Here is a 21,926-nt window from a genome sequence, read left to right on the forward strand (position 1 = left end):
CCGCCACACCGCGCCCCCCGCCACACCGCGCCCCCCGCCACACCGCGCCCCCCGCCACACTGCGATGGGCACTCCGGGCGCAGGGGCCACCCCGCGCGGGCCGATCGCCGACGCGGCGCGCTCCAGGCACGTCACCTAAGGTCACGACAACCTCCTGGTCAGCGGTGCCCGGACCCTGAAGATCAAGGCGATCGCGCCCGCCAGCAGGGGCAACCCCACCACCAACGTCGCCAGGAACGCCCACGGCATTGCGATCGTGGCCGGGTCGCCGGCGCCTTGTGAGGTCATCGGCCGGCTCAGGGCCACGCCGGTCACCGTTCCGGCGGCCAGGCCGACCGCCGCGCCCAGGCCCGCGATGAAGAGGGCCTGGCCCGCCACGGCCCAGCGCAGCGTCCATGGTGGGGCGCCGATGGCGAGCATGGTCGCGCGGTCGGGGCGCATGTCGGCGGCCGCCAGGCGGGTGGCGGCCAGGGTGCCGCCGACGACCAGGAGGACGGCTGCGCCCAGCCAGATCCACAACCAGATCGGGCCGCTCGGGTTCTGCGGGCCGGGCTCGGTGGCGATCGAGACGCGCTGGGTCACCTTCGTCAGGTCGCTCCACAGGGTGGAGTCCGTGGGCAGGTCGTGTTTCGCATACAGCTGGCGTGGGGTGGCGGTGAAGCCTGCCTGCTCCGCGAAGGCCAAGGGCAGGAGGGTGCCGCCCTGGAACTCGTCGGCCGGGGTGGCGACGACGGCGGGGACCTCTATCCGGCGGTCGGGGTGGGAGGCGACGCTGGCCCGTAAGGTGATCTTGCCGTTGCGCACGCTGGACGGGTCGAAGACGACCGCCTTTCCGCTGGCCAGGGCCGCTGCGGCGGCCGGGTCGTCGCGGCCCTGCAGGAGGCGGAGCAGGTCGCGGTCGCCGACGGCGGCGGTGCGGCGGACGCGGGTGCCGTTCCAACGGGCCGTGTAGCGCATGGCGTAGCGGCGGCCCTCGGCGTCGTGGAGGTGGTAGCCGACGGCCATGGGCACGCCCGGCAGCAGGCGGGACGTCTCGGCGCGCAGTTTGGTCCAGGTCGAGTCGCGCATGTTGCCGGCCCAGACGGCCAGCAGGCCCGCCGGACGGGCCGAGGTGTAGGAGTCGTGGTAGTCCTGTCGCTGGCTTTCCGTCGCGATGCCGACCTCGACGGCGGCGGCGGTCACGGCGATGACGGCGGCCACGGCGCTGACCGTGCGCGCCCGGTTGCGGACGGCGTCGCGGACCGCGATCCGGAACGGCAGGCGCAACCGCGAGGCGATGCGCCCGGCGAACCAGACGAGGAACGGGGTCAGGGCCACCAGGCCGAACAGGATCGGCAGCGAGGAGACGAACGGCCAGACCAATTCGGACTGGCGGCGGGCGGCCACGCTGGCGGCCAGGCCGGCGAGCACCAGCGCCGCGCCGATCAGCGTCCAGGCCAGGGGCCAGGCTCGCCCCGGTGTGGCGGGGGCGCGACCGGCGAGCACCGTCGGGGTGTGCTGCCGTCCGGCCTGCAAGGCCGGGACGAGTGCGGCCAGCATCCCGGTGCAGAGACCGATCGCGGCGACGTAGAGGACCTCGCGCCACGGGATCTCGGCCGGACCGATCTGGCCGCCCAACTGGGCCAGGACGGGCGCGGCGCCCAGGCCCGCGCCGATGCCCAGCGTGGTGGCCGCCACGGCGGCGAAGCCTCCGAGGACCAGGCCGTCGGCCAGCACGATCAGCCGCAGGTGCGCGGCCGAACCGCCCTGGGCGGCAATGGCGGCCAGTTCGCGGCGGCGACGGCGGAGGCCGACCGCGAAGGCCGGGCCGGCGAGCAGGACGGGTACCAGAATCACCATGATCACGATGGCGGCGACGCCGATCGGGAGGGGGGTATTCCAGAGGCCGGCCGGGCGATCGGCCCGGTCGGGGAGCAGGTCGCGGGCGACGACGTACAGGCCGATCTTGTTGAGTGCCGTCACGTCGGCCCACGTGACCGGGCCCGGGACGGTGGCCAGCCAGCCGGGCCCCTCCTCCGGTGTCAGGTGGCCGCGGGACGCCAGCGGCAGGTCGGGGCCCGCCACCTGCCGGATCGTGGGCCGGTGGGGGTGGTCGACGATGCCGGTCACCCTCAGCGGCGGGGCGTCGGCCGGGCGCAGCAGGTCGCCGGGGCGCAGGCCCAAGGCGGGGGTCACCACGACCTCGCCCGCCCGGGGCAGCCGGCCCTCGCCGAGCGTCAGCAGGCCCTTGGTGAGCGGATCGCCGAGGTCGACCTCGATCGCGTCGACCGGGCCGGACGGCAGCCGGATGGCGCCGGTGCCGAAGGGGATCAGGCGGCTGCCCGGCCCGAGGAGCGTGGTGATCTCCGCCGCCTGGGCAGGGGGACGTTCGGCGTCACCGTCGGTCGTCCAGGAGAGGTTGTTCGGGCTCTGCTCGATCGTTCCGTCTGGCGGGAGCTGAACCAGGCCCGCGTCGGCCGCGCCGATCCGGGAGCCGATGCTCTCGTGGGCGTCGAGGGTGGTGGTCGCGTAGAGGACGAGCAGACCGGTGATCAGCAGCACGGGCAGGCCGATCATGACCACGATGAGCACGCTGCGGCCCCGTGCCCGCCACGCGCCGCGCCGCGAGATGCGCAGCGCCGCGACCAGGGCGCTCATCGGGCGCTCGCCATCGGGACGTCGGTGGCGTCGGCGACCAGGCCGTCGCGGAGGAACACGACCCGGTCGGCCCAGGCGGCGTATCGGGGTTCGTGGGTCACGAGCAGCACCGACGCGCCCGCCGCGCACCGGGCGGCCAGTAAGCGGAGGATCTCGTCGCCCGCGACGGTGTCGAGGGCGCCGGTGGGCTCGTCGGCCAGGAGGAGTCGGCGGTCGCCCACCAGGGCGCGGGCGATGGCGACCCGCTGGCGCTGGCCGCCGGACAGTTCGTCGGGGAAACGGTCGGCGAGCGCCTCGGCGCCGATCTCGGCCAGGACGGCCAGCGCCTCGGCGCGGGCCCGCCGCGACCGTACGCCGTCGAGTTCGCGGGGCAGCATCACGTTCTCGGCCGCCGTGAGGGAGGTGATCAGATTGAGGTCCTGGAAGACGAAGCCGACGCTGCGCCGGCGTAAGGCCGCCAGGTCGCGCACGGTCGCCAGGTCGCGGCCGCCGACGTGGACGGTGCCCGACGTCGGCCGGTCGAGGCCGCCGGCGATGTTGAGCAGGGTCGACTTGCCCGACCCCGACGGGCCCATGACCGCGACCAGTTCTCCTTCGCCGACCTGGAGGCTCACCCCTTTCAGGGCGTGGACGGCCGTCTCGCCCTCTCCGTGCACCCTGGTCACCCCGGCCAGTGCTACGACGGTCATGGCGCCTCCTTGAGAACGGCCTCGCAGTGGTCGAGCCACCGTTGTTCGGCCTCGGCCTGAAAGATCATGGAATCGAGCACGAGCAGCTGGGCCCGGCCCTCGGTGCTGTCGCGTTTGGCGCGGGTCAGCTGCTGGAGCGTGCGCATCGTGGCCGTGCGCTGGCGGCGGATGACCTCGGCGACGTCGATCTCTTTCGCGGCGACGGCCATGGCCAGCTTGATGACCAGTTCGTCGCGGGGCCGGTCGGACGGGACGACCGGCGTGGTGAACCACCGCTCCATCTCGGCCCGACCGGCCTCGGTGAGGGCGTGGACGACCCGGCCCTGGTCGTCGGTCTCCCCGGCCTCGACCAGGCCGTCACGCTCCATGCGGGCCAGCGTCGTGTAGACCTGGCCGACGTTCAGCGGCCAGGTCGCCCCTGTGGACGCCTCGAAGTCGACCCGCAACTGATAGCCATGGCGAGGCCCTCTGCTGAGCAGAGCGAGCAACCCGTGCCTGATCGACATGGTTACTCAGTATGCATACCGGGTATGCATCCGGCAACTCGACGTCCACATAGACCGGGAAAAGGAAGCAGGGACGCGGGAACTCAGAGCAGCGAATGACCGAACGCGGCGACCGCGTTCCGGAGGTCGCGGATCCCGGCCCGGCCGCGAAGAGGATGCACGTTGTTGGTCAGCAGGATCACGGTCAGCCCGCGTTCGACGTCGACCACGAGCGACGTCCCGGTGAACCCCGAATGCCCGTGGGCGTCGGCGAGCGGCCCGACGATCGCCGGATCCCCGATCCGGAAACCGAGCCCCTGCCGGAACGACGCCCCGGCCACCCGTTGATCGCGCATCATCTCGGCGACCGACTCCGCAGAAAGCACCCCGGCCCCGCCTGTCCGCAGAATCCCGGCGAACCGCAACAGATCCGCCGCCGTCGAGAACAATCCGGCGTGCCCCGCCACTCCCCCGAGCGCATGGGCGGTCTCGTCGTGCACCTCGCCCCGGACCACGCTTCCCGCCTGCCCCGACGACTCAGTCCCGGTTCCCAGAGCAGCCCCACCGCCGGCCGCCGTCGAAATCAGCCCGGCATTCCCACCCCGGACCACGCTTCCCGCCTGCCCCGACGACTCAGTCCCGGTTCTCAGAGCAGCCGCACCGCCGGCCGCCGTCGAAATCAGTCCGGCATGCCCACCCCGGACCACGTTCGCAGCAGCCCCACCGCCGACCGCCGCCGTGCGTTCCGGCTTGAACTCGGTCGCGGCGATCCGCGGCAGCAGTGCCGCCCCCGGCCGGTACGTCGTGTCGGCCAGCCCCAGCGGCCCCGTGACCACCCGCTCGACCAGCACATCGAGCGACGCCCCGGAGGCGATCTCGCAGACCCGCCCCAACGTGATCATGCCGACGTCCGAGTACGCGTAAGGACCGGGAGGCCCCGTCACCCCCGCCGACAACACGAAGTCCCACCGCGATTCGGGCGCGATCCCGTCGGGCCGCCGCCCCGGCGGCAGCCCGGACGTGTGCGTCAGCAGGTGGCGCAGGGTGATCGACGGCCGGTCGCCGTAGTAGGACGGCAACCACGTCGCCACCGGCTCGTCCAAACCCAGCGAACCGGCTTCTGCCAGCGACATCGTCACGACGGTCGTGAACAACTTCGTCAGCGACGCCAGGTCGAAGACCGAGTCGGCCGACGCGGGAGGCCGGTCTGGCAGGAGGGTCTCGGCCGCGTCGGCGTACCGGACCAGTTCACCGGCCGCCGACACGGCTACCGGCTCGCCGTCGACCGCCACCAGGGCCACCGCCGCCGACGCCACCCCCGGGACGGCCGAGGTCAGGAGGCGGTCAAGCATGGTGGAGGGCGGTGTCCAGGCGGTTCCCCGAGTCGGCGAGGATGGCGCGGGCCCGGTCGGCCGGGACGGCGCGTTCGATCATCACGACCGCCGTCTTGAGCTCCAGGTCGGCGGCCTCCAGCACGGTGCGGGCCTCGTTGAGGCCGGTGCCGGTGATGTCGCTGACGATGCGGGCGGCGCGGTCGGCGAGCTTGGAGTTGGTCGGCGACATCTCGACCATGTGGTTCCCGTACGTCCGCCCGCTGCGGATCATCGTGATCGTCGACATCATGTTGAGCACGAGCTTCTGCGCCGTCCCGGCCTTGAGGCGGGTCGAGCCGGTGATCACCTCGGGGCCGACGACGACCTCGATGGCGTGGTCGGCGGCGGCCGACAGCGGTCCGCCGGTGTTGCACGACACCCCCACGGTCAGCGCGCCGCGCCGGGCCGCCTCGGCCACCGCGCCGACCACGTAGGGGGCCCGGCCGCTGGCCGAGATGCCCACGACGGAGTCGAGCGGACCGGCCCCGGCGACCGCGAGCGCGCCCGCCTCGGCGTCGTCCTCGGCGCCTTCGACCGACCTGACCAGCGCCTGCTCGCCTCCGGCGATGATGCCGCAGACCTGGTCGGGCGCGGTGCCGAAGGTGGGCGGGCACTCCGAGGCGTCCAATACGGCCAGGCGGCCGGAGGTGCCGGCGCCGACGTAGATCAGGCGTCCGCCACGGGACATCCGGGCCGCGATGGCGTCGATCGCGGCGGAGATCGCGGGGATCGCCAGGGCCACCGCGCCGGGCACGGTCGCGTCGGCCGCGTTCATGCGGCGGGCGATCTCCTCGGTGGGGAGCTCGTCGATGCGGCGGTGCCGGGGATCACTCTGCTCGGTGACCAGGCCGCCGAGTGACTGTGTCATGAGAACTCCTTGCGATAGAGCCAGAAGACCCGCTCGACCCGGGCGCCGACGGCCTTGGCGTAGAAACCGATGGGCCCGACCCAGGCGATCTCCGCGGCCGGCAGGCCGGCGGCGGCCATGTCGGCGAGGCAGCGCCGCAGCAGCGCCGTGCCGACGCCGAGACCACGTGCCTTCGGGGTGGTGCCCATGGGGCCGAACCAGGCGGGGCGCGCCCCCCAGGCGGCGAAGCCGACGATCTCCCCGTCGACCTCGGCGTGGTAGCAGCGTTCGGCCTCCACGGCCTCCCAGGCCCAGGCCTCGTTCCAGTTCTCCCGGACGAACTCGGCGACCCCCGCCCGGTCGTCGGAGATCGTGAAGTCGCCCGGGGCCACGGAGAAGTCGGCGTGCAGGTCGACGGTCATGTTGCAGGCGGCCCGGTAACGTTCGTACCCGAGGCTGTCGGCCAGGCACAACGCCGGCGTGTAGCGCACGTCGATGCCGGGCCAGGCGTAGCAGGGCGGATTGCCCGCGAACCGCATCTCCCGTGCGCCGTGGGACCGGGCCCACTCCTCGGCCGCGAGCACCAGGGCCCGCCCGGTGCCGCGCCGCCGGGCGGCCGGATCGACGGCCAGCAGGTCGACATGCCCGATATCTCCCCCGTGGGACATCGAGGCGAACACGACGCCGTCCTGCTTGGCGAAGGACGTCCAGACCCGGCCGTCCGGCGGCGTGACGAGGCGGTCCACGAGCGCCTCGGCGGCGTCCGCGTCCCAGATCAGCGCGTCTCGGAGTTTCACGCCGCTTCCACGGGGATCACGTTGCGCCGCTGCGGGTGGTAGCAGGCGTGCGCCTGCTCGCCGTCGGAGACCAGCGAGGGCAGTTCGGCCTCGCACCGGTCGGTGCGGAACGGGCAGCGGCGGGCGAACAGGCAGCCGGTGTCGGGGTGGGCCTCGTTCAGGGCCTCGGTCGGCACGACCCGCTCGGGGCCGGGCCGCTCGACGCCGTGCAGGACGGGGATCGCCGACAGCAGCGACTGCGTGTAGGGGTGGACCGGGCCGGAGATCACCCGCTCGGTCGGGCCGCTCTCCACGACCTGGCCCCGGTAGATCACGTAGAGCTCGCCGTCGCCGCCGATGTAGCGGGCGGTGGCGATGTCGTGGGTGATGAACAACACGCTCACGTTCAGGCGTTCGCGCAGGTCCTTCAGCAGGGCCAGGACGCCGAGCCGCAGCGACACGTCGATCATCGAGACCGACTCGTCGGCGACCAGCACCTCCGGGTCGACGGTCAGCGCCCGCGCGATCACGACGCGCTGGCGCATGCCGCCCGACAGCTGGTGCGGGTAGCGCGGCAACACGTAGCCGGGGTCGATGCCGACGAGGGCCAGCAGCTCACGGGCCCGCTCCTCCATCCACGCCTTGCCCCGGCCGGTCTGCTTGGCGCGCAGGGCCAGCGGCGCGGCGAGGGTCTGGTGGATGGTCCGGGTCGGGTTGAGCGCCGAGTAGGGGTCCTGGTGGATCAGCTGGATCCGGCGGAAGAACGGCTCGCGGTGCCGGGGCTTCAGCGACGACATCGGGGTGCCGTCGATGACGATGTCGCCGCCGTCGTAGGTCTCCAGCCCGGCGACGATCCGGCCGAGGGTGGTCTTCCCGCAGCCCGACTCGCCGATGAAGGTGACCGCGCCGCCCTTCTCGATGCGGAAGTCGACCCCGCGCAGGGCCGGCACCGCGCGGGCGCCGAGCATGTTCCCACGCTGCTTGTACGTCTTGGTGATGCCGCTCGCGGTGATCACACATACTCCTTCGGGACGACCGGGGTGGCGAGATGCCCCACCGCGTGACAGGCCACGGTGCGGGCGTCCCGGGTGACCGGCTCGGGGTCGACGGTGTCGCAGACGGCGATGCGCAGCGGGCAGCGCTCGCGGAACACGCACCCCTGCTTGGGGATGGTGCCCAGCGTGGGCGGCCGTCCGGGCAGCGCCCGCGCCTCGTCGATGTCGCCCGAGAGCCGGGGGATGGCCCGGATCAGGCCCTTCGTGTACGGATGCCGGGGCGAGCCCAGCACCTCGGTGGTCGGGCCGTGTTCGACGACGCGGCCGCCGTACATGACGGCGAGGCTGTCGGTGACCTCGGCCGCGACCCCCATGTCGTGGGTGATGATCAGCGTGGTCAGGCCGCGCTCGTGGTGCACGTCCCGGACGATCTTGAGGATCGCCGCCTGGGTGATCATGTCGAGGGCGGTCGTGGGCTCGTCCAGGACCACCAGGTGCGCGTTCAGGACCAGCGCGAACATGATCCCGACCCGCTGCCGCATCCCGCCGGAGAGCTCGTGCTGGTAGGAGTCGAGCACCCGGCCGCCGTCGAGGCCCATCCGGCCGAGCAGCGCCCGCGCGTCCTTCAGCAGGGCGGGCAGGTCGTCGAAGTCGTGGGAGCGGCCCAGGTCGAGCAGCTGCTTGCCGACCGTCTTCAACGGGTTCAGGGAGTTCTGGGCGGCCTGGAAGACGTACCCGACCTGACGGCCGCGGGCCCGCCGCAGCTCCTCGCCGGTCAGTTCCACGACGTTCCCGAGCCCGTCGATCTCGACGGAGCCCTCCTTGATGCGGCCGGGCGGCTGCACCGCGTTGAGCAGCGACAACGCCAGGGTCGACTTGCCGGAGCCCGACTCGCCGACGATGCCGGTGATGGTGCCGGGCGCGAGCGACAGGGAGACGCCCCCGAGCGCGGGCAGTTCCCCGGCGGGGGTCTTGTAGACGACGGTGAGGTCCTTGACGCGCACGCCGGGTGCGGAAGTCCTGGTCATGTTCGGCCTACTCCTCACGCAGACGTGGGTTGAAGATCTCGTCCATCGCGTCGACGACCAGCACGATCCCGAGGGTCAGCAGCAGGATCGCCAGCAGCGGGGCCAGCAGGTAGGGCAGCGCGGCCGTGCTCGACAACGCGCCGCCGCCGAAGACCGACAGGTTGAGCATCACGCCCCAGTTGTTGGCGTCGAACGGCAGCACGCCCAGGAAGAACAGGCCGACCTGCGCGTAGATCGCGCCGGTCACCGCGATCAGCATGTTCATCGCGATGTACGGCGCCATCGAGGGCAGCAGCTCGCGCACCACGATGTGGCGGGTGGGCAGGCCCAGGCCCTTGGCCGCCTCGATGAAGCCGCGTTCGCGCAGCGAGAGCGACTGCGACCGGACCGCGCGGGCGATGCCGCCCCAGCCGAGCAGGCCGAGCACGACGCCCATCTCGATCGGGCTGGTGAACTTCCAGACCGTCGACAACACCAGCAGCAGCGGCAGGCCCGGGATGGTGAGCTGGAGGTCGGTGAGCCGCATGAGCACGGTGTCCCAGCGGCCCCGGTGGAACCCGGCCAGCAGCCCGATGGCCGTGCCCAGGGCGACCGTGATCACGGCCGTGGCCAGGCCCGCGAGCAGCACGTAGCGGGTGCCGGTGACGACCAGGGCGAGCACGTCGGTGCCCTCGAAGTCGGTGCCGAACGGGTGGGCCCAGCTCGGCGAGGCGTAGAGCGCGTTGTCGTCGCGCGGCAGCGGGTTCGGGTAGAGCAGCGGCCCGAAGATCCCCATGAACACGAACAACACGACGATGGCGACGCCGACCATGCGGCTCGGCTTGCGCCGCAGCACCCGCCCGACGCCGCGCCAGAAGTTGCGGCGCAACGAGATCGGCGCGGGCGCCACCGGTGAGGTGACGGTCATGCCTCGGCTCCCTTGCGGACTCGGGGGTCGATGACGGCGTACAGGAGGTCGGCCGCGATGTTGGCGACGACGATGGCGACGGTGAGCACCAGGAAGGTGCCGCCCATCAGCGCGTAGTCGCGGGCGCCGATGCTGTTGACCAGCAGCAGGCCCAGACCCGGGTAGTTGAAGATCGACTCGATGAAGATCGCGCCGCCGAAGAGCAGGCCCAGGGACAGGGCCAGGATCGTGAACAGCGGCAGGATCGCGTTGCGGGCGATGTAGCGGAACAGGATGCCCCGGCTCATGCCGCGCAGCTCGGCGGCCATGATGAAGTCGTCGCCGAGCACGGTCGCCACGCTCGACTTCATCGCCAGGATCCAGCCGCCGTAGCTGGCCAGCGCGTAGGTGAGCACCGGCAGGGTGGCGTGCTGGATCAGCGAGGCGATGTAGGGGCCGTTGAAGCCCGGGGTGAAGTCGATGTCGACCGGGCCGCCCGCGGGCAGGATCGGCCAGAGCGTGGAGAAGACCGCCACGACCAGCAGGCCGATGACGTACTGCGGGATGCCGTGCAGCAGCGAGCCGGAGATCGCCAGGGCGTCGCCGAGCTTGCCCGACCGCTTGATCGCCGCGTAGACGCCCAGGGTCACGCCGAGCAGGAAGCTCAGCAGGGTGCCGCCGAGCACCGGCAGGATGGTCCATTTGGCCGCCGACCCGATGATGGTCGCGACGCCGGTGCCCGGGGTGCTGAGCGACTGGCCCAGGTTGCCGTGGAGCAGGCCGTTCAGGTAGTCGACGTACTGGCTCCACAGGCTGCCCTTCGGCAGGAAGCCGTAGAGCGCCGCCGTGGCGCGTTCGGCCGCGTCGGGTGACATGCCCTGTTCGATGAGCTTCTCGTACTGGCCCCTGACGGGGTCACCCGGGATGTTGCGGATGATCACGAAGCTGAGCGTGGTGACCACCCAGATCATGGCCAGGCCGCGGGCCAGGTGGCCGGAGAGCCGCCGGACGACGGTTTTCATCGGGTCCCCTGTTCCTTGATCAGGCCGAGCTGCATCCACACGCCCGCCGACAGGCGCAGCACGTCGCTGTCGTCAGGCGGCCAGCCGGTGAAGCGGCTGTTGTTGACGAACTGGGTGTTGACGTAGTCGTACAGCTGGATCATCGGCAGGTTCTGGTTGGTCAGCCGGGCCAGGGTGCCGACGATCTGCTTCTGCTGCTCGGGCGTGGCCGCGTTGAGCTGGTTGGTGAGCGCGCCCGGGTTGACCCCGTCGAGGGTCTCGGGGCCGCCCATCCAGTTGCCCTCCTTGCCGGGGGGCACGTGGGTGAGGTTGCCCGCGAGCAACTGCCAGCCGTTGGCCGAGCCGTAGATGCGCTGGTAGATGTTGTACGGCGCGGGCCCGAGGGCCATCAGCCACAGCCCGATGTCGTACTTCCCGGCCGCCAGCTCGTCGAGGTAGAGCGTGTAGTCGGCCGAGGTCAGCACCGACGCCTGGATGCCGTGGTCGTTGAGCTGGCTGGTGATCGCCTTGGCCGCGGCGACCCAGTCGGAGAACGAGGCCGGCACGTGCAGCTCCACCACCCAGGGCGACCCGTCGGGCATCGTCCACTTGCCGTTGACCTGCTTCATGCCGGCGGCCCTGAGCTCCTGCGCCGCCTTGGCGGGGTCGAGCGTGTACTGGTCGAGGCCGCCGATCGAGTCGCCGAGCCACGACTTGGCCGCCTCGGCGTGGATGCCGGTGGTGGTCGGCGACGGGGTGCCGCCCTCGGGCGAGGCGACCTTGGTGACCTGCGAGCGGTCGATCAGGTACGCCAGCGCCTTGCGGACGTGCACGTTGTCGTAGGGCGCCTTGGTCTGGTTGAACGCCATCGACACGGCGACCGGGGAGAAGCCCTTGACGACCTCGTTGCCGTCGGTCTGCCGGATGCGGTTCAGCACGCCGCTCGGCACGGCCGTGAAGGGCGCGCTGTCGAGGCGTCCGGCGATCAGGTAGTTCCAGATCTGCTGGTTGCCGGTGTAGTTCAGCACCTTCACCCGGTTGGGCGCGATCTTGTCGCTGGCCCAGAAGTGCTTGTTCTTGACCAGCAGCGCCTCGCCCGGGTTCACCCGCTCCAGCACGAAGGGCCCGGCCGACACGTCCTTGGCGGGGGCGAAGGAGATGACCTTCTGCGCCAGCCCGGTGATCGACGCCTTGGCCTTCTCGGCGGCGGGGCCGCTCCCCCGGGCCAGCTTGAGCTGGGTCCAGAAGTCGGCCGGCAGCAGCGAGCCGAACACGTGGGTGGGGACGACCACGGTCGACAGGACGTTCCGCAGGAACGTGTTGCTCTTGTTGGCGCCCTGGGTGACCTTCACCGTGTGGGGGTCGACGACGATCACGTCGGCCGCCGCGCCCGCGGCCTTCGGGTCGACCGCGTAGGCGGTGCCGCCCTGGGTGTAGGCCAGGCCGATCGAGGTCTTGACGTCCTGGCTGGTCACGGGCTTGCCGTCCGACCACTTGGCCTTGGGCTGGAGGTGCACCACGACCTCGCTCTGGTCGGGCGTGGTGGTCCAGCTCTGGGCGATGCCCGGATAGAACTGGTTGGGGTCGACCGGGTCGTTCTTGGGCCAGGCCAGCGACATGGCGTCGTAGCCCAGGAAGGTGTTGCCCTGCGGGTTGAACGGGTTGATCGGCGCGGTGGCGTCGATCTGCTTGGCTCCGTCGATCGTGGTGTAGACGCCCGCCTCGCCGGACCCCCCCACGCCGCTGCACGCGGTGCCCGTGACGGTTGCGATCACCGCCACGGCTGCGATCGCCGCGAGTCGTCTCATGAACTACTCCTGGTTGCCGGTTTCCCTGGACGATACGGGCGGCTTCCGGAGAGGTCAATTTTTTTCACCCGTGGCGACGGATGTGGAGTTAATTTTTACCCGTAGGCATCTAGCTGCGATGACGCCGTTCGGCGTAACGATCGAGAGCGTCCTTCGTGACCCGGAGCGCGGTGTCGGCGGTGCTGAAGGTGCGCTGCGCGACGCCCACGAAGACGCAGTCGACGATGAGCAGCTGGCTGATCCGGGAGGCGAGCGCGCCGGGCCGGAACTCGGTCTCGCGGCCCGCCGAGACCAGGACGTGGGCCGCCAGCCCGGCCAGGGTCGAGCGCGGGTTGTTGGTGATCGCGACGACGGTCGCGCCGGCCTCGCGGGCGGCCCTGATCGGCTCGACGACGTCGGCCGTCTCGCCGGTGCAGCTGACCGCCACCCAGACGTCGCCGGGCGCGGCCAGGGCGGCGGCCGTCATGGCGAGGTGGACGTCGGTGAACGGGTGCCCGGCCAGGCCGATGCGCATCAGCTTCTGCGCCATGTCGGCCGCGACCAGCCCGGAGGCCCCCACGCCGAGCATGCTGACCCGGTTGGCCTCGACGACGGCGTCCACGACCTGGGCGAGCTTCTCGGGGGCGAGCTGGGCGGCGGTGTCGGCGATGGCGTCCGACTCGGCCCGGGTGACCTTGGCGATGACGTCGGCGAGCGGGTCGGAGGGGGCCAGGTCGCCCGGCACCAGCCGGTCGGCCGCCTGCCGCGACTGGGTCTGCGCCGAGGCCGCCGCGAGCGCCAGGCGCAGCTCGGAGTAGCCCGAGAAGCCCAGCGCGCGGGCGGTCCGCACGATCGTGGCCTGGCTGGCGCCGGAGGCGGCGCTGAGCTCGGTGATCGTGCTGCGGGCGACCATCGCGGGGTCGTCGAGGATCAGCCGGGCGATCGACCGCACCGAGGGGGTGAGCGAGGGCAGCACGGCCCGCACGCTCGCCACCAGGTTCGCGGCTGTCGGTCCGCTCATGGGGGGCTCTCCTTCTCCGGAGCAGGGGGTCGATGGGCCAGCCGGCGCGCGGCGGCCCTGGCGGAGGCACGGGAGTTGCCGTGGGTGGCGACGTAGCCCGCGCCGGCCGGGGGGCCGGGCAGTCCGGTCTCCACGACGATCGCGTCGGGACGGGTCTCCAGCGCCCGGCCCAGCACCTCTCTTATCCAGCCGTGCCGGGCGGCGTCCTGGACGACGACCACGAGCGGGCGGTCGGCGCTGAGATCCGGGAGGGGGTCGCCGACGGTGACGGAGACCGCCTGGGTGCCGGGGAGGAGCTCGGCCAGCGCGCGGGCGACGCCGGGCGGAGTGCCGCTGTCGGCGGCCTGGTTCGGGCGGGCGGTCACCTCGACGACCAGCGGGGCCCGGTCGAGCCGGGGCTCGCCCACCACGTGGAGGGCGGCGATGGCGGCCGTCAGGCCCAGGTCGTCGTCGGGCTCGGTCGCGGCGGCGGCCCGCGCGGAGGCCTGGCCCGCGTGCCAGCCGACCAGGTCGCCGACCCGCGCGGCGGCCTCGGCCAGGCGTTCCTCCGGGAGCCGTCCCTGCCTGACAGCGGCCACGATGGCGTCGCGGAGGGCGTACACGGACGAACCGTCGGCGGAGGAGATGCCGGCGCAGACCGCGTCGGCCCCGACCGACAGGGCGCGGACGGCGATCTCCTCCGGCGGCCAGTGGGCGGCCACGGCCCGCATCTCGATCGCGTCGGTCACCACGAGGCCGCCGAATCCGAGGGTCTCGCGGAGCAGGCCGGTCATGACGGCGCGGCTCAGCGTCGCGGGCACGTCGTCGAGGGCGGGCACGAGCAGGTGCCCGACCATGATCGCCCGCACCCCGGCGTCGATCGCGGCCCGGAAGGGGCGCAGGTCGCGTTCGGCGAGGACCTCGGGGGACGCGTGCACGGTCGGCAGCTCGACGTGGGAGTCGGCGATCGTGTCGCCGTGGCCGGGGAAGTGCTTGGCGCAGGCCGCCACCCCGGCGCCCTGCAGGCCGTCGACCCAGGCGGCGGTGTGCCGGGCGACCAGCCCGGGGTCGGCCCCGAACGAGCGCACGCCGATGACGGGGTTATCGGGGTTGGCGTTCACGTCGGCCACGGGGGCGTAGTCGAGGCTGATGCCGGTCGTGCCGAGGAGCCGGCCGATCCGGCGGGCGACGTGCTCGGTGACGTGGACGTCGTCGGCGACCCCGAGGGCCCGGTTGCCCGGCCACGAGCTGCCCGTCCGGGCCTCCAGGCGGGTGACCGACCCGCCCTCCTCGTCGACCGCCACCACGACGTCGGGGCTCTCGGCCCTGATCTGGGCCACCAGGTCGGCGGTGCGCACCTGGTCGGACAGGTTGCGGGCGAACAGGACGACCCCGCCGAGGCCGTCGCCGAGCGCCCGGCGCAACCAGTCGGGCGGCGCGGTGCCGTCGAACCCCGGCTGGAGCACGCTCATCGCCATCCGCTCAAGCCGCATGCGCGTCCCCGATCACCCGGCGGTGCGCGTCGGCCGACGGGCACGCCACCCGCAGGCCCAGCGCGGCGGCCCCGGCCGCGTTGTCACGGGCGGGGATGGTCGCGACGTCGCCGAGTTCGGCCCTGACCAGCCGCGCCAGCTCGGTCGGCTGGGTGAGCAGCGACCCGGCGAGCACCATCGGGCCGGGGCCGGGCCCGAGCGCGCGGGCCGTGGCGGTGAGGCGGCGGGCGGCGTCGATCAGGATGGCGAGGGCGGCCTCGTCGCCGTAGCGGGCGGCCTCGTCGGCGATCGGCGCGAACCGGCCGAGGGAGGCCGGGCCCTGGTCGGCGACCTGGGCGTACACGCGGGAGACGATCTCGTCGGGCGACCGGCCGAGGTCGAGCCGGTCGACCAGGTCGGTGCGGGGGCCCCGGCCGTCGAGCGACTTCAGGGCCGCCGTCACGGCCTGGCGGCCGATCCAGACGCCGGAGCCCTCGTCGCCGACCAGCCAGCCGTGGCCGTCGGCGACCCTGACCACGTCCCATCCCGCGATGCGGGCCGCGACGGAGCCGGTGCCGGCGAGCAGGACGGTGCCGTCGGGCTCGGCCGTCGCCCCGGCGAAGGCCACGAGCACGTCGGCCACGACGAACGGCCGCCCGGGGAGCCCGGCCGCCCGCCACGCCTCGGCCGCGAGCTTCCCGGCCCGTCCGGCGCCCGATCCGGCCAGGCCGAACACGCCGCCGACGACCCGCGCGGGGTCGAGCCCGCGCATCGCCTCGCGGAGCGCGGCCAGCAGGTTGCCGGCCGGATCGGCGGCCGAGACCACGTTCGCGCCCGCGGCGTGGCCGCGCCCGGCGACCCGGCCGTCCTGACCGACGACCACGCACCGGGTGCTGGTGCCCCCGCCGTCGACTCCGATGATCAACGCTGTCACAGCTCATCCCCCTGGAAATACCTTCCAAGAAGGTACAAGAGGATGAAGATTTCCTACAACGACCACGCTGTTAGCCTCGTCACTTCCGGTGTCGCGAGTCCCTTATGGATCACTTTGAGGCGGTTAGCCGTCGTCAGCCGGGTATGGGGAGCGCATGGGACAGCTGCCCCGGCCCCGAGGGCCGATCTCCGAGGGGATCCTCGCCGCACTCTCCGGCGGAGCCCCGCCACCCGCCGGAGACCCCGACCCGTTCGGGGAGGATCTCCACTTGTCCCTGTACGTCTGCTACGAACTCCACTACCAGGGCTTCGACGGCGTCGACCCCGAATACGAGTGGGACCCCGGCCTGCTGGCCCTGCGCCGCGACCTGGAACGCGTCTTCCTGACGGCGCTGCGCGACGGCGTCGAGGGAGGAACCGACGTCGAGGCGGCCGTCGACGCGGCGATGATCGACTCCCCCGGCGGGATCTCCCACTTCCTGGAGGACAAGGGCGAACTCTGGCACCTGCGCGAGTACGTCGTGCACCGGTCGGCCTACCACCACAAGGAGGCCGACCCGCACGCCTGGGTGATCCCCCGGCTGACCGGCCAGGCCAAGGCCGCGCTGGTCGCGGTCGAGTTCGACGAGTACGGCGGCGGCCGGTACGCCCGCATGCACGCGAAGTTGTTCGGCGACCTGATGCGCGCCCTTGGCCTCGACGACGGCTACCTGGCCCGGCTCGACGACGTCCCGGCGCCGATGCTGGCCGTGGTGAACATGATGTCGCTGTTCGGCCTCCACCGGTCGCTCCGGGGCGCCCTGGTCGGCCACTTCGCCTCGGCCGAGATCACCACCTCGCCCGGTGCGGCCCGGATGACGCGGGCCCTCGACCGTCTGGGCGTCGCCGAGACGGTGTTCTTCACCGAGCACGTGGAGGCGGACGCCGTCCACGAACAGGTGCTGCGCCGCGACGTCGTCGGCGACCTCCTCCGGCGCGAACCGGCGCTGGCCGGGGACATCGTCTTCGGGTTCCAGGCCACCGACCTGCTCGAAGGCCGGTTCGGCGCACACGTGCTCGGCGCGTGGGACCAGGGCCGGACCTCGCTCCGGGAGACCCCCGATGGCCGGTGACCCGACGCGGATCACGATGGTGACCGGCGGCCCGATCCTGGTGGAGGGCCCGGTCGAGATCACCCTCGACGACGGCCGGGTGGTGCGCTCCGACCGCTTCGTGGTCGCCCTGTGCGCGTGCAAGCGCAGCCGGACCTATCCCATCTGCGACACCAGCCACCGACCCAAGCACCGACGGGGAGAGTCATGAACATCGATCTCACTGGCAAGACCGCGCTGGTCACCGGCTCGACGCAGGGCATCGGCCTGGCCATCGCGACCGGCCTGGCCCGCGCGGGCGCCAGGGTCGGGGTGAACGGCCGCGACCCCGAACGCGTCGAGAAGGCCGCCGCCGAGGTCGGCGGCTTCCCGGTCGTGGCCGACGTGGTGGACGGCGCCGACGCGGTGCTCGCGGCGCTGCCCGACGTCGACGTCCTGGTCAACAACTTCGGCGTCTTCGAGTCGCGTCCCGCCCTGGAGATCACCGACGGGGAGTGGCGGCGCTACTTCGACACCAACGTCCTGTCGGCGGTCCGGCTGACCCGCGCCTACCTGCCCGGCATGATGAAGCGGGGCTGGGGCCGCGTCCAGTACATCGCCAGCGACTCGGCCGTGGCGACGCCCATCGAGATGATCCACTACGGCATGTCGAAGACGGCCCTGCTCTCGGTCTCCCGCGGCTTCGCCAAGGCCGCCGCCGGGACCGGCGTGACGGTCAACAGCGTCATCGCCGGCCCGACCCACACGGGCGGTGTGGAGGACTTCGTGTACGGCCTGGTCAGCCGGGACCTCCCGTGGGAGGAGGCCCAGCGCGAGTTCATGCGGCTCCACCGGCCCCACTCGCTGATCCAGCGGCTGATCGAACCGGAGGAGATCGCCAACATGGTGACCTACCTGGCGTCGCCGCTGGCCTCGGCGACGACGGGCGGGGCCCTCCGCGTCGACGGCGGTTACGTGGACGCGATCCTGCCCTAGACGGCCGTGCGCGACCACTGCTGGTTGGCGCCGGAGTTGCAGGTGTACTGCTTGAGGATCACCCCGTCGGCGGTCGCGGAGGCCGGCACGTCCACGCACTTGCCGCTGTGCCGGGCCCGGAGCTGGAAGTAGCCGCCGTTGGCGACCATCTGGAACTGCTGGTTGCCGCCGCTGCCGCAGGTGTACTGGACGAGCTCGGCGCCGTCGGCGGTCGAGGCGCTGACCACGTCGAGGCACTTGCCGCTGTGGCGGCTGACGATACGCCAGTAGCCGCTGCCGGCGTCCTGGAACTGCCACTGCTGCCACGCGTCGCCGCCGTAGGCGTACTGGCTGACGCGCGCGCCGTTGGCGGTGTTCGGCTGCTGGACGTTCATGGCCTTGCCGCTGTGGCGCGCGTCGATCCGGTAGGCCGACGGGGGCGGGGAGTCGTTGACGGCGTCGCCCCAGGCGTACCTGACCCGGTTGGCGCCGTGGCCGTTGCGGGTGGCCAGGTTGAGGGTGGTGCCGCTGCCGCCGAGAGCGAACATCGAGTAGTGGTCGTAGCCGAGACCCGCGGTCACCTTGCCGCCGATGGCGGGCCAGTAGGTGCCGCCCATCTGGTTGTCCCGCATGACCTGGGCCATGGCGCGGAGGTAGCGCACGAAGTTGTCGGTGCTGTTCGGGTCGCCGTAGTTGAGGCCGGTGGCCATCGGCGCGCCGAACTCGGTCGCGACCGCGCGGGAGGCGCAGGTGCCCAGACGGGTCTGGATGTGGCCGCGGAACTCGTCGTAGGTCATCGCGCCGTAGAAGAAGGCGTAGTAGTGGAAGGACAGCAGCGTCGCGTTGAACCGGCTGTCGTTGCAGATGTCCCGCAGGTCCTGGCTGAAACCGGTGCCGCCGATGAGCACCCGGCCGGGCGCCGCCGAGGTGTGCCGGCTGAGCCAGTCGGCCGCGACGTTGCGCCACTCGGCCGAGCTGTAGCCGTGCGGCTCGTTCATCGGCTCGAAGTAGACGTTGCCGTTCGCGCCGTACGTGCTGGTCACGCTGGACCACATGGTGTTCCAGGCGGCGAGGTTGGTGATCCGGCCGCCGGAGGCGGCGCCGTCCTCCCAGTAGGCCAGGATGACCTTGAAGCCGCGCTCGGTGGCGGCGTCGATGGCGCCGCGGTAGGAGTTCCACCAGGTCGTGTCAGCCACGGTGTGCGTGTTGATGGGCAACCTGACGGTGTTGACCCCCATCAGGTATTCCATGCTGTCGTAGATCGAGTTGGCCTTGGCGCGAACCGTCGCGTTGGTGTCGGACTGGCTCAGGCCCTGCACGACGAGCGTGCCGGTGGTGAAGTTGTCGCCCAGCACGGCCCAGTTCATGCCCCGGAAGTGGCTGGTGGCGGCGTGGGCCGACGGGGCGGAGACGACGAGGCTCGCCGCCGCGGTGAGCAGGGTCACCACGGCGGCGCTCAGTAACCGGCGGAACACCATGAGAGGTCCCCTCTTGTTAGCGTTAACATCCTGGGAGGAGTCTCGGGTTCGCCGCCGGGCCTGTCAAGGTTCGCTGACGGCAGTCAGGCCCGGCCGTCGGCCTATCGCCTGGTCAGCCCCCCGGCGGCCGGGACGGCCCGGATGAACGTATTCAGTCTTCGCACGTGAGCACCGGTTCGGCGTCGTAGACCGTGTGGAACTTCTGCCGCCGGACCTCCTTGCCGTCCTTCTTGAAGACCCGGGTCACGTCGATGGAGAAGCCCTGCGCCCCGCCCATCGGCAGGCAGTCGGGCCCCGAGTCGGTGATGGGATCGGCCGAGTTCACGTTGTACGGCCCCGAACTCTCCGCCTCGATCTCCCAGCGCTTGGTGCTCCAGAACGTCACGGTCACCGACGTCGAGGTGTACGACGTCGTCACCAGCACCCCGTACTTCGAGTCGTTCTTCCAGCGGAAGTCCGGTTGCGGATACGACACCGTCGACTCGCGGCCGGCCGGGTAGCGGGAGATGTAGTACTGGTGCGCCATGTGCTGGACGTCCTCGAAGCCGCCGAAGAACACCGCGTTGAACATGGTCGTCACGAACTGGGAGATGCCGCCGCCGACGTCGTTGACGAACCGGCCGCTGGAGATCATCGGGGCCGAGACGAAGCCGCGCGCGGTGTCGCGCTCGCCGACGGTGCCGTTCAGGGAGAAGGTCTCCCCCGGCATCACCAGGTGATCGTCCAGGATGTCGGCGATGGTGTGGATGTTGGTCACGCGGGGGGCGCAGCAGGGGTGGTGGGTGGTGAAGGTCGACACCTTCTCCTTGACGCCGAGCGCCTTCGCCTTCTCCGTCGTCAGTTCCGGCTCGCTGGTGGTGAACGACACCTCGACGGTACGGTCGCCGCCCCCGGTCACCACCTGCTCGACCGAGGTCTTCAGCGCCGCCGCGTCGACCCCCTGGCCGGTCTGCGACGGCACCACCACGGGCTTGCCCTTGACGATCTTGAAGCGGGCGTCCTTGGGGGCCTTGGCCGCGTCGACCAGGCGCTCCTCGACCCCGGCCAGGGCCTTGCGGGCGTTGAACGCGGGGCGTAAGGCGCCCTGCTCGTCGGGCAGGAAGCGCAGGTTGGCCGCGACGACGGCGGCCGGCAACCGGGCCGACCGGCCGCCGTTGGTCAGCGTGATCGGCCCGGCCGCCTCCTTGGCGGTGGAGTCCGCGAAGCGGCGCATCGTGTCGGCGGTGGCGTAGGGCTCGACGACGCCGAGGGGGAGGGAGACGGTCCGGGCGCCGTCGAGGTAGGCCTGCCGCAACTTCCCGACGGCGTCGGCCTGGTCGACGGCGCGTCCGGCGGCGGGGGTCACGACCCGGGGGGTGAGGCCCCGGTAGAGCACGCCGCCCTGCCGGGCCGGACGGTCGGCGCCCTCGGCGATGGCCGCGACGGCGGCCTTGAGGCGTTCCTCGTCGACCGTGAGGCGCAGCGGCACGTCCCGGCGGCCGAAGAGGGCCTGCAGCGAGTCGACCACGCCCCCCTGCGCGGCGGCCACGGTGCCCGGGAGGTCGAAGGCGAGGCCGGCGTCCTCGGGGACGAGCTCGGTCTCCTTGCCGCCGGCCGTGACGGTGATGGGCCTGTCGGCGCGGACGGCCAGCCCGGCCTCGAGTCTCTCCCGCGCGTCCTCGGGGTCGAGGCCGCCGATGTCGATCCCGGCGACGAAGGTGTTGCGCGGTAACTCCCCGGCGAACGCCACGGCGGGCCCGCCGACGGCCGCGACCAGTGCCAGGACGACCAGGCCGGCGATGAGGAGCGGGGTGCGCGACCGGCGTCGCGGCTCGGGCGGGGGCACGCTCCGGCCTACTCCGCTGGTCCCATCGGTCACGTACGTCACAACCGGCCTCCCACCCATTTCGGGCATTTTAGGGGGCCGGGCGACCTACGCGGTCAGCCGCGTCCTTATCTCCGTGACAAGTCCGGGGGCCGCCGCCTCGATCTGCACGCGCACTTTCTCGAAGTCGGCGCGGCCGCCGTAATAAGGGTCGGCGACGTCGGGGGAATCGGCGTCGGGGTCGAATTCGCGCAGCAGCCGGACTTTCTCCCGGTCGGCCTCACTCGGGGCCATGGAGCGCAGGTCGCGCAGGTGCCCGGCGTCGAGGGCGATGATCAGGTCGTACCGGCCGAACCACAACGCGCGGAACTGGCGGGCGCTGTGGGCGCTGGTGTATCCGGCCCGGCGCAGGGCGGCGATCGTGCGGTGGTCGGCAGGTTTGCCGATGTGCCAGCCCTGGGTGCCGGAGCTGTCGACCTCGACGTCGAGACCGGCGTCGCCGAGGCGGCGGCGGAGGATGTGCTCGGCCATCGGGGAACGGCAGATGTTGCCGGTGCAGACGAACGTCACGCGAAAGACCACGACGCGAACCCTATACCGGAGTGTTTTATCCCTCAATGTCCGTATAGACCATTTAGTTATCGAAACTTCCCAAATCGGTTGTTTCGACACCTTGACGGTGATCATCTT

At 72.0% G+C, this 21,926-nt stretch carries 20 protein-coding genes; 3 read left to right on the forward strand and 17 right to left on the reverse strand.

Going from position 1 to position 21,926, the window contains the following annotated elements; translation table 11 throughout:
- Positions 1–141: 141 nt before the first annotated feature.
- The 14 genes from AW271_RS33145 to AW271_RS33210 form a co-directional block, all read right to left on the reverse strand.
- A complete protein-coding gene (locus tag AW271_RS33145; RefSeq protein ID WP_062341558.1) occupies positions 142–2,637 on the reverse strand; it encodes an ABC transporter permease in 2,496 nt (831 codons plus the stop codon).
- Complete coding sequence (locus AW271_RS33150) at positions 2,634–3,326, reverse strand: ABC transporter ATP-binding protein (protein ID WP_062341559.1); 693 nt, start codon at positions 3,324–3,326, stop codon at positions 2,634–2,636. The genes AW271_RS33145 and AW271_RS33150 overlap by 4 nt, the downstream gene beginning before the upstream one ends.
- Positions 3,323–3,832, reverse strand: a complete 510-nt coding sequence (locus tag AW271_RS33155) for a PadR family transcriptional regulator (protein WP_062341560.1) — start codon at positions 3,830–3,832, stop codon at positions 3,323–3,325. The genes AW271_RS33150 and AW271_RS33155 overlap by 4 nt, the downstream gene beginning before the upstream one ends.
- Positions 3,833–3,915: 83 nt before the next feature.
- Positions 3,916–5,163 carry a serine hydrolase domain-containing protein gene (locus tag AW271_RS33160; protein WP_062341561.1) on the reverse strand — a complete coding sequence of 416 codons (1,248 nt, stop codon included), beginning with the start codon at positions 5,161–5,163 and terminating at the stop codon, positions 3,916–3,918.
- Positions 5,156–6,052, reverse strand: coding sequence for an N-acetylmuramic acid 6-phosphate etherase (gene murQ, locus AW271_RS33165; RefSeq protein ID WP_062341562.1), 897 nt, complete (start codon positions 6,050–6,052; stop codon positions 5,156–5,158). The genes AW271_RS33160 and murQ overlap by 8 nt, the downstream gene beginning before the upstream one ends.
- Complete coding sequence (locus tag AW271_RS33170) at positions 6,049–6,828, reverse strand: GNAT family N-acetyltransferase (protein WP_245653321.1); 780 nt, start codon at positions 6,826–6,828, stop codon at positions 6,049–6,051. The genes murQ and AW271_RS33170 overlap by 4 nt, the downstream gene beginning before the upstream one ends.
- Positions 6,825–7,823, reverse strand: coding sequence for an ABC transporter ATP-binding protein (locus AW271_RS33175; protein ID WP_062341563.1), 999 nt, complete (start codon positions 7,821–7,823; stop codon positions 6,825–6,827). The genes AW271_RS33170 and AW271_RS33175 overlap by 4 nt, the downstream gene beginning before the upstream one ends.
- Positions 7,820–8,830, reverse strand: coding sequence for an ABC transporter ATP-binding protein (locus AW271_RS33180; RefSeq protein WP_062341564.1), 1,011 nt, complete (start codon positions 8,828–8,830; stop codon positions 7,820–7,822). The genes AW271_RS33175 and AW271_RS33180 overlap by 4 nt, the downstream gene beginning before the upstream one ends.
- A 7-nt stretch (positions 8,831–8,837) precedes the next feature.
- Positions 8,838–9,737: an ABC transporter permease gene (locus AW271_RS33185; protein ID WP_062341565.1), complete on the reverse strand. Its 900-nt coding sequence runs from the start codon at positions 9,735–9,737 to the stop codon at positions 8,838–8,840.
- Positions 9,734–10,738: an ABC transporter permease gene (locus AW271_RS33190; RefSeq protein ID WP_062341566.1), complete on the reverse strand. Its 1,005-nt coding sequence runs from the start codon at positions 10,736–10,738 to the stop codon at positions 9,734–9,736. Before AW271_RS33190 ends, AW271_RS33185 begins: the two co-directional genes overlap by 4 nt.
- Positions 10,735–12,525 (reverse strand): ABC transporter substrate-binding protein, encoded by a 1,791-nt coding sequence (locus AW271_RS33195; protein ID WP_062341567.1) that lies wholly within the window; start codon positions 12,523–12,525, stop codon positions 10,735–10,737. The genes AW271_RS33190 and AW271_RS33195 overlap by 4 nt, the downstream gene beginning before the upstream one ends.
- A gap of 109 nt (positions 12,526–12,634) precedes the next feature.
- The gene (locus tag AW271_RS33200) at positions 12,635–13,525 is read right to left on the reverse strand and encodes a MurR/RpiR family transcriptional regulator (protein WP_062341568.1); all 891 of its coding nucleotides are present in this window, start codon (positions 13,523–13,525) and stop codon (positions 12,635–12,637) included.
- Positions 13,522–14,997, reverse strand: coding sequence for a glycoside hydrolase family 3 N-terminal domain-containing protein (locus tag AW271_RS33205; protein ID WP_062341569.1), 1,476 nt, complete (start codon positions 14,995–14,997; stop codon positions 13,522–13,524). Before AW271_RS33205 ends, AW271_RS33200 begins: the two co-directional genes overlap by 4 nt.
- Positions 14,987–15,910 carry an N-acetylglucosamine kinase gene (locus AW271_RS33210; protein WP_245653322.1) on the reverse strand — a complete coding sequence of 308 codons (924 nt, stop codon included), beginning with the start codon at positions 15,908–15,910 and terminating at the stop codon, positions 14,987–14,989. Before AW271_RS33210 ends, AW271_RS33205 begins: the two co-directional genes overlap by 11 nt.
- Before the next feature lie 154 nt (positions 15,911–16,064).
- Here AW271_RS33210 and AW271_RS33215 point away from each other — a divergent pair, with 154 nt between their 5' ends.
- The 3 genes from AW271_RS33215 to AW271_RS33225 are packed head-to-tail and all read left to right on the forward strand — an operon-like array spanning position 16,065 to position 17,975.
- Positions 16,065–17,021 (forward strand): iron-containing redox enzyme family protein, encoded by a 957-nt coding sequence (locus tag AW271_RS33215; protein WP_062341571.1) that lies wholly within the window; start codon positions 16,065–16,067, stop codon positions 17,019–17,021.
- Positions 17,011–17,211 carry a CDGSH iron-sulfur domain-containing protein gene (locus AW271_RS33220; RefSeq protein ID WP_062341572.1) on the forward strand — a complete coding sequence of 67 codons (201 nt, stop codon included), beginning with the start codon at positions 17,011–17,013 and terminating at the stop codon, positions 17,209–17,211. Before AW271_RS33215 ends, AW271_RS33220 begins: the two co-directional genes overlap by 11 nt.
- Complete coding sequence (locus tag AW271_RS33225) at positions 17,208–17,975, forward strand: SDR family NAD(P)-dependent oxidoreductase (RefSeq protein WP_062341573.1); 768 nt, start codon at positions 17,208–17,210, stop codon at positions 17,973–17,975. The genes AW271_RS33220 and AW271_RS33225 overlap by 4 nt, the downstream gene beginning before the upstream one ends.
- On the opposite strand, the gene AW271_RS33230 is transcribed toward AW271_RS33225, so the two are convergent.
- From AW271_RS33230 to AW271_RS33240, 3 genes are all read right to left on the reverse strand, one after another.
- Entirely contained in the window at positions 17,972–19,432 is a 1,461-nt protein-coding gene (locus AW271_RS33230; RefSeq protein WP_062341574.1) for an RICIN domain-containing protein, read from the reverse strand. The two genes, AW271_RS33225 and AW271_RS33230, sit on opposite strands and share 4 nt — an antisense overlap.
- Positions 19,433–19,583: 151 nt before the next feature.
- Positions 19,584–21,299 (reverse strand): VanW family protein, encoded by a 1,716-nt coding sequence (locus AW271_RS33235; RefSeq protein WP_169806433.1) that lies wholly within the window; start codon positions 21,297–21,299, stop codon positions 19,584–19,586.
- A 45-nt stretch (positions 21,300–21,344) separates the two neighbouring features.
- Positions 21,345–21,818, reverse strand: a complete 474-nt coding sequence (locus AW271_RS33240) for a low molecular weight protein-tyrosine-phosphatase (protein ID WP_062341576.1) — start codon at positions 21,816–21,818, stop codon at positions 21,345–21,347.
- Between the last annotated feature and the right edge of the window lie 108 nt (positions 21,819–21,926).

The sequence above is a fragment of the Herbidospora sakaeratensis genome, from assembly GCF_001570525.1.
GTDB classification, from domain to species: Bacteria; Actinomycetota; Actinomycetes; order Streptosporangiales; family Streptosporangiaceae; genus Herbidospora; species Herbidospora sakaeratensis.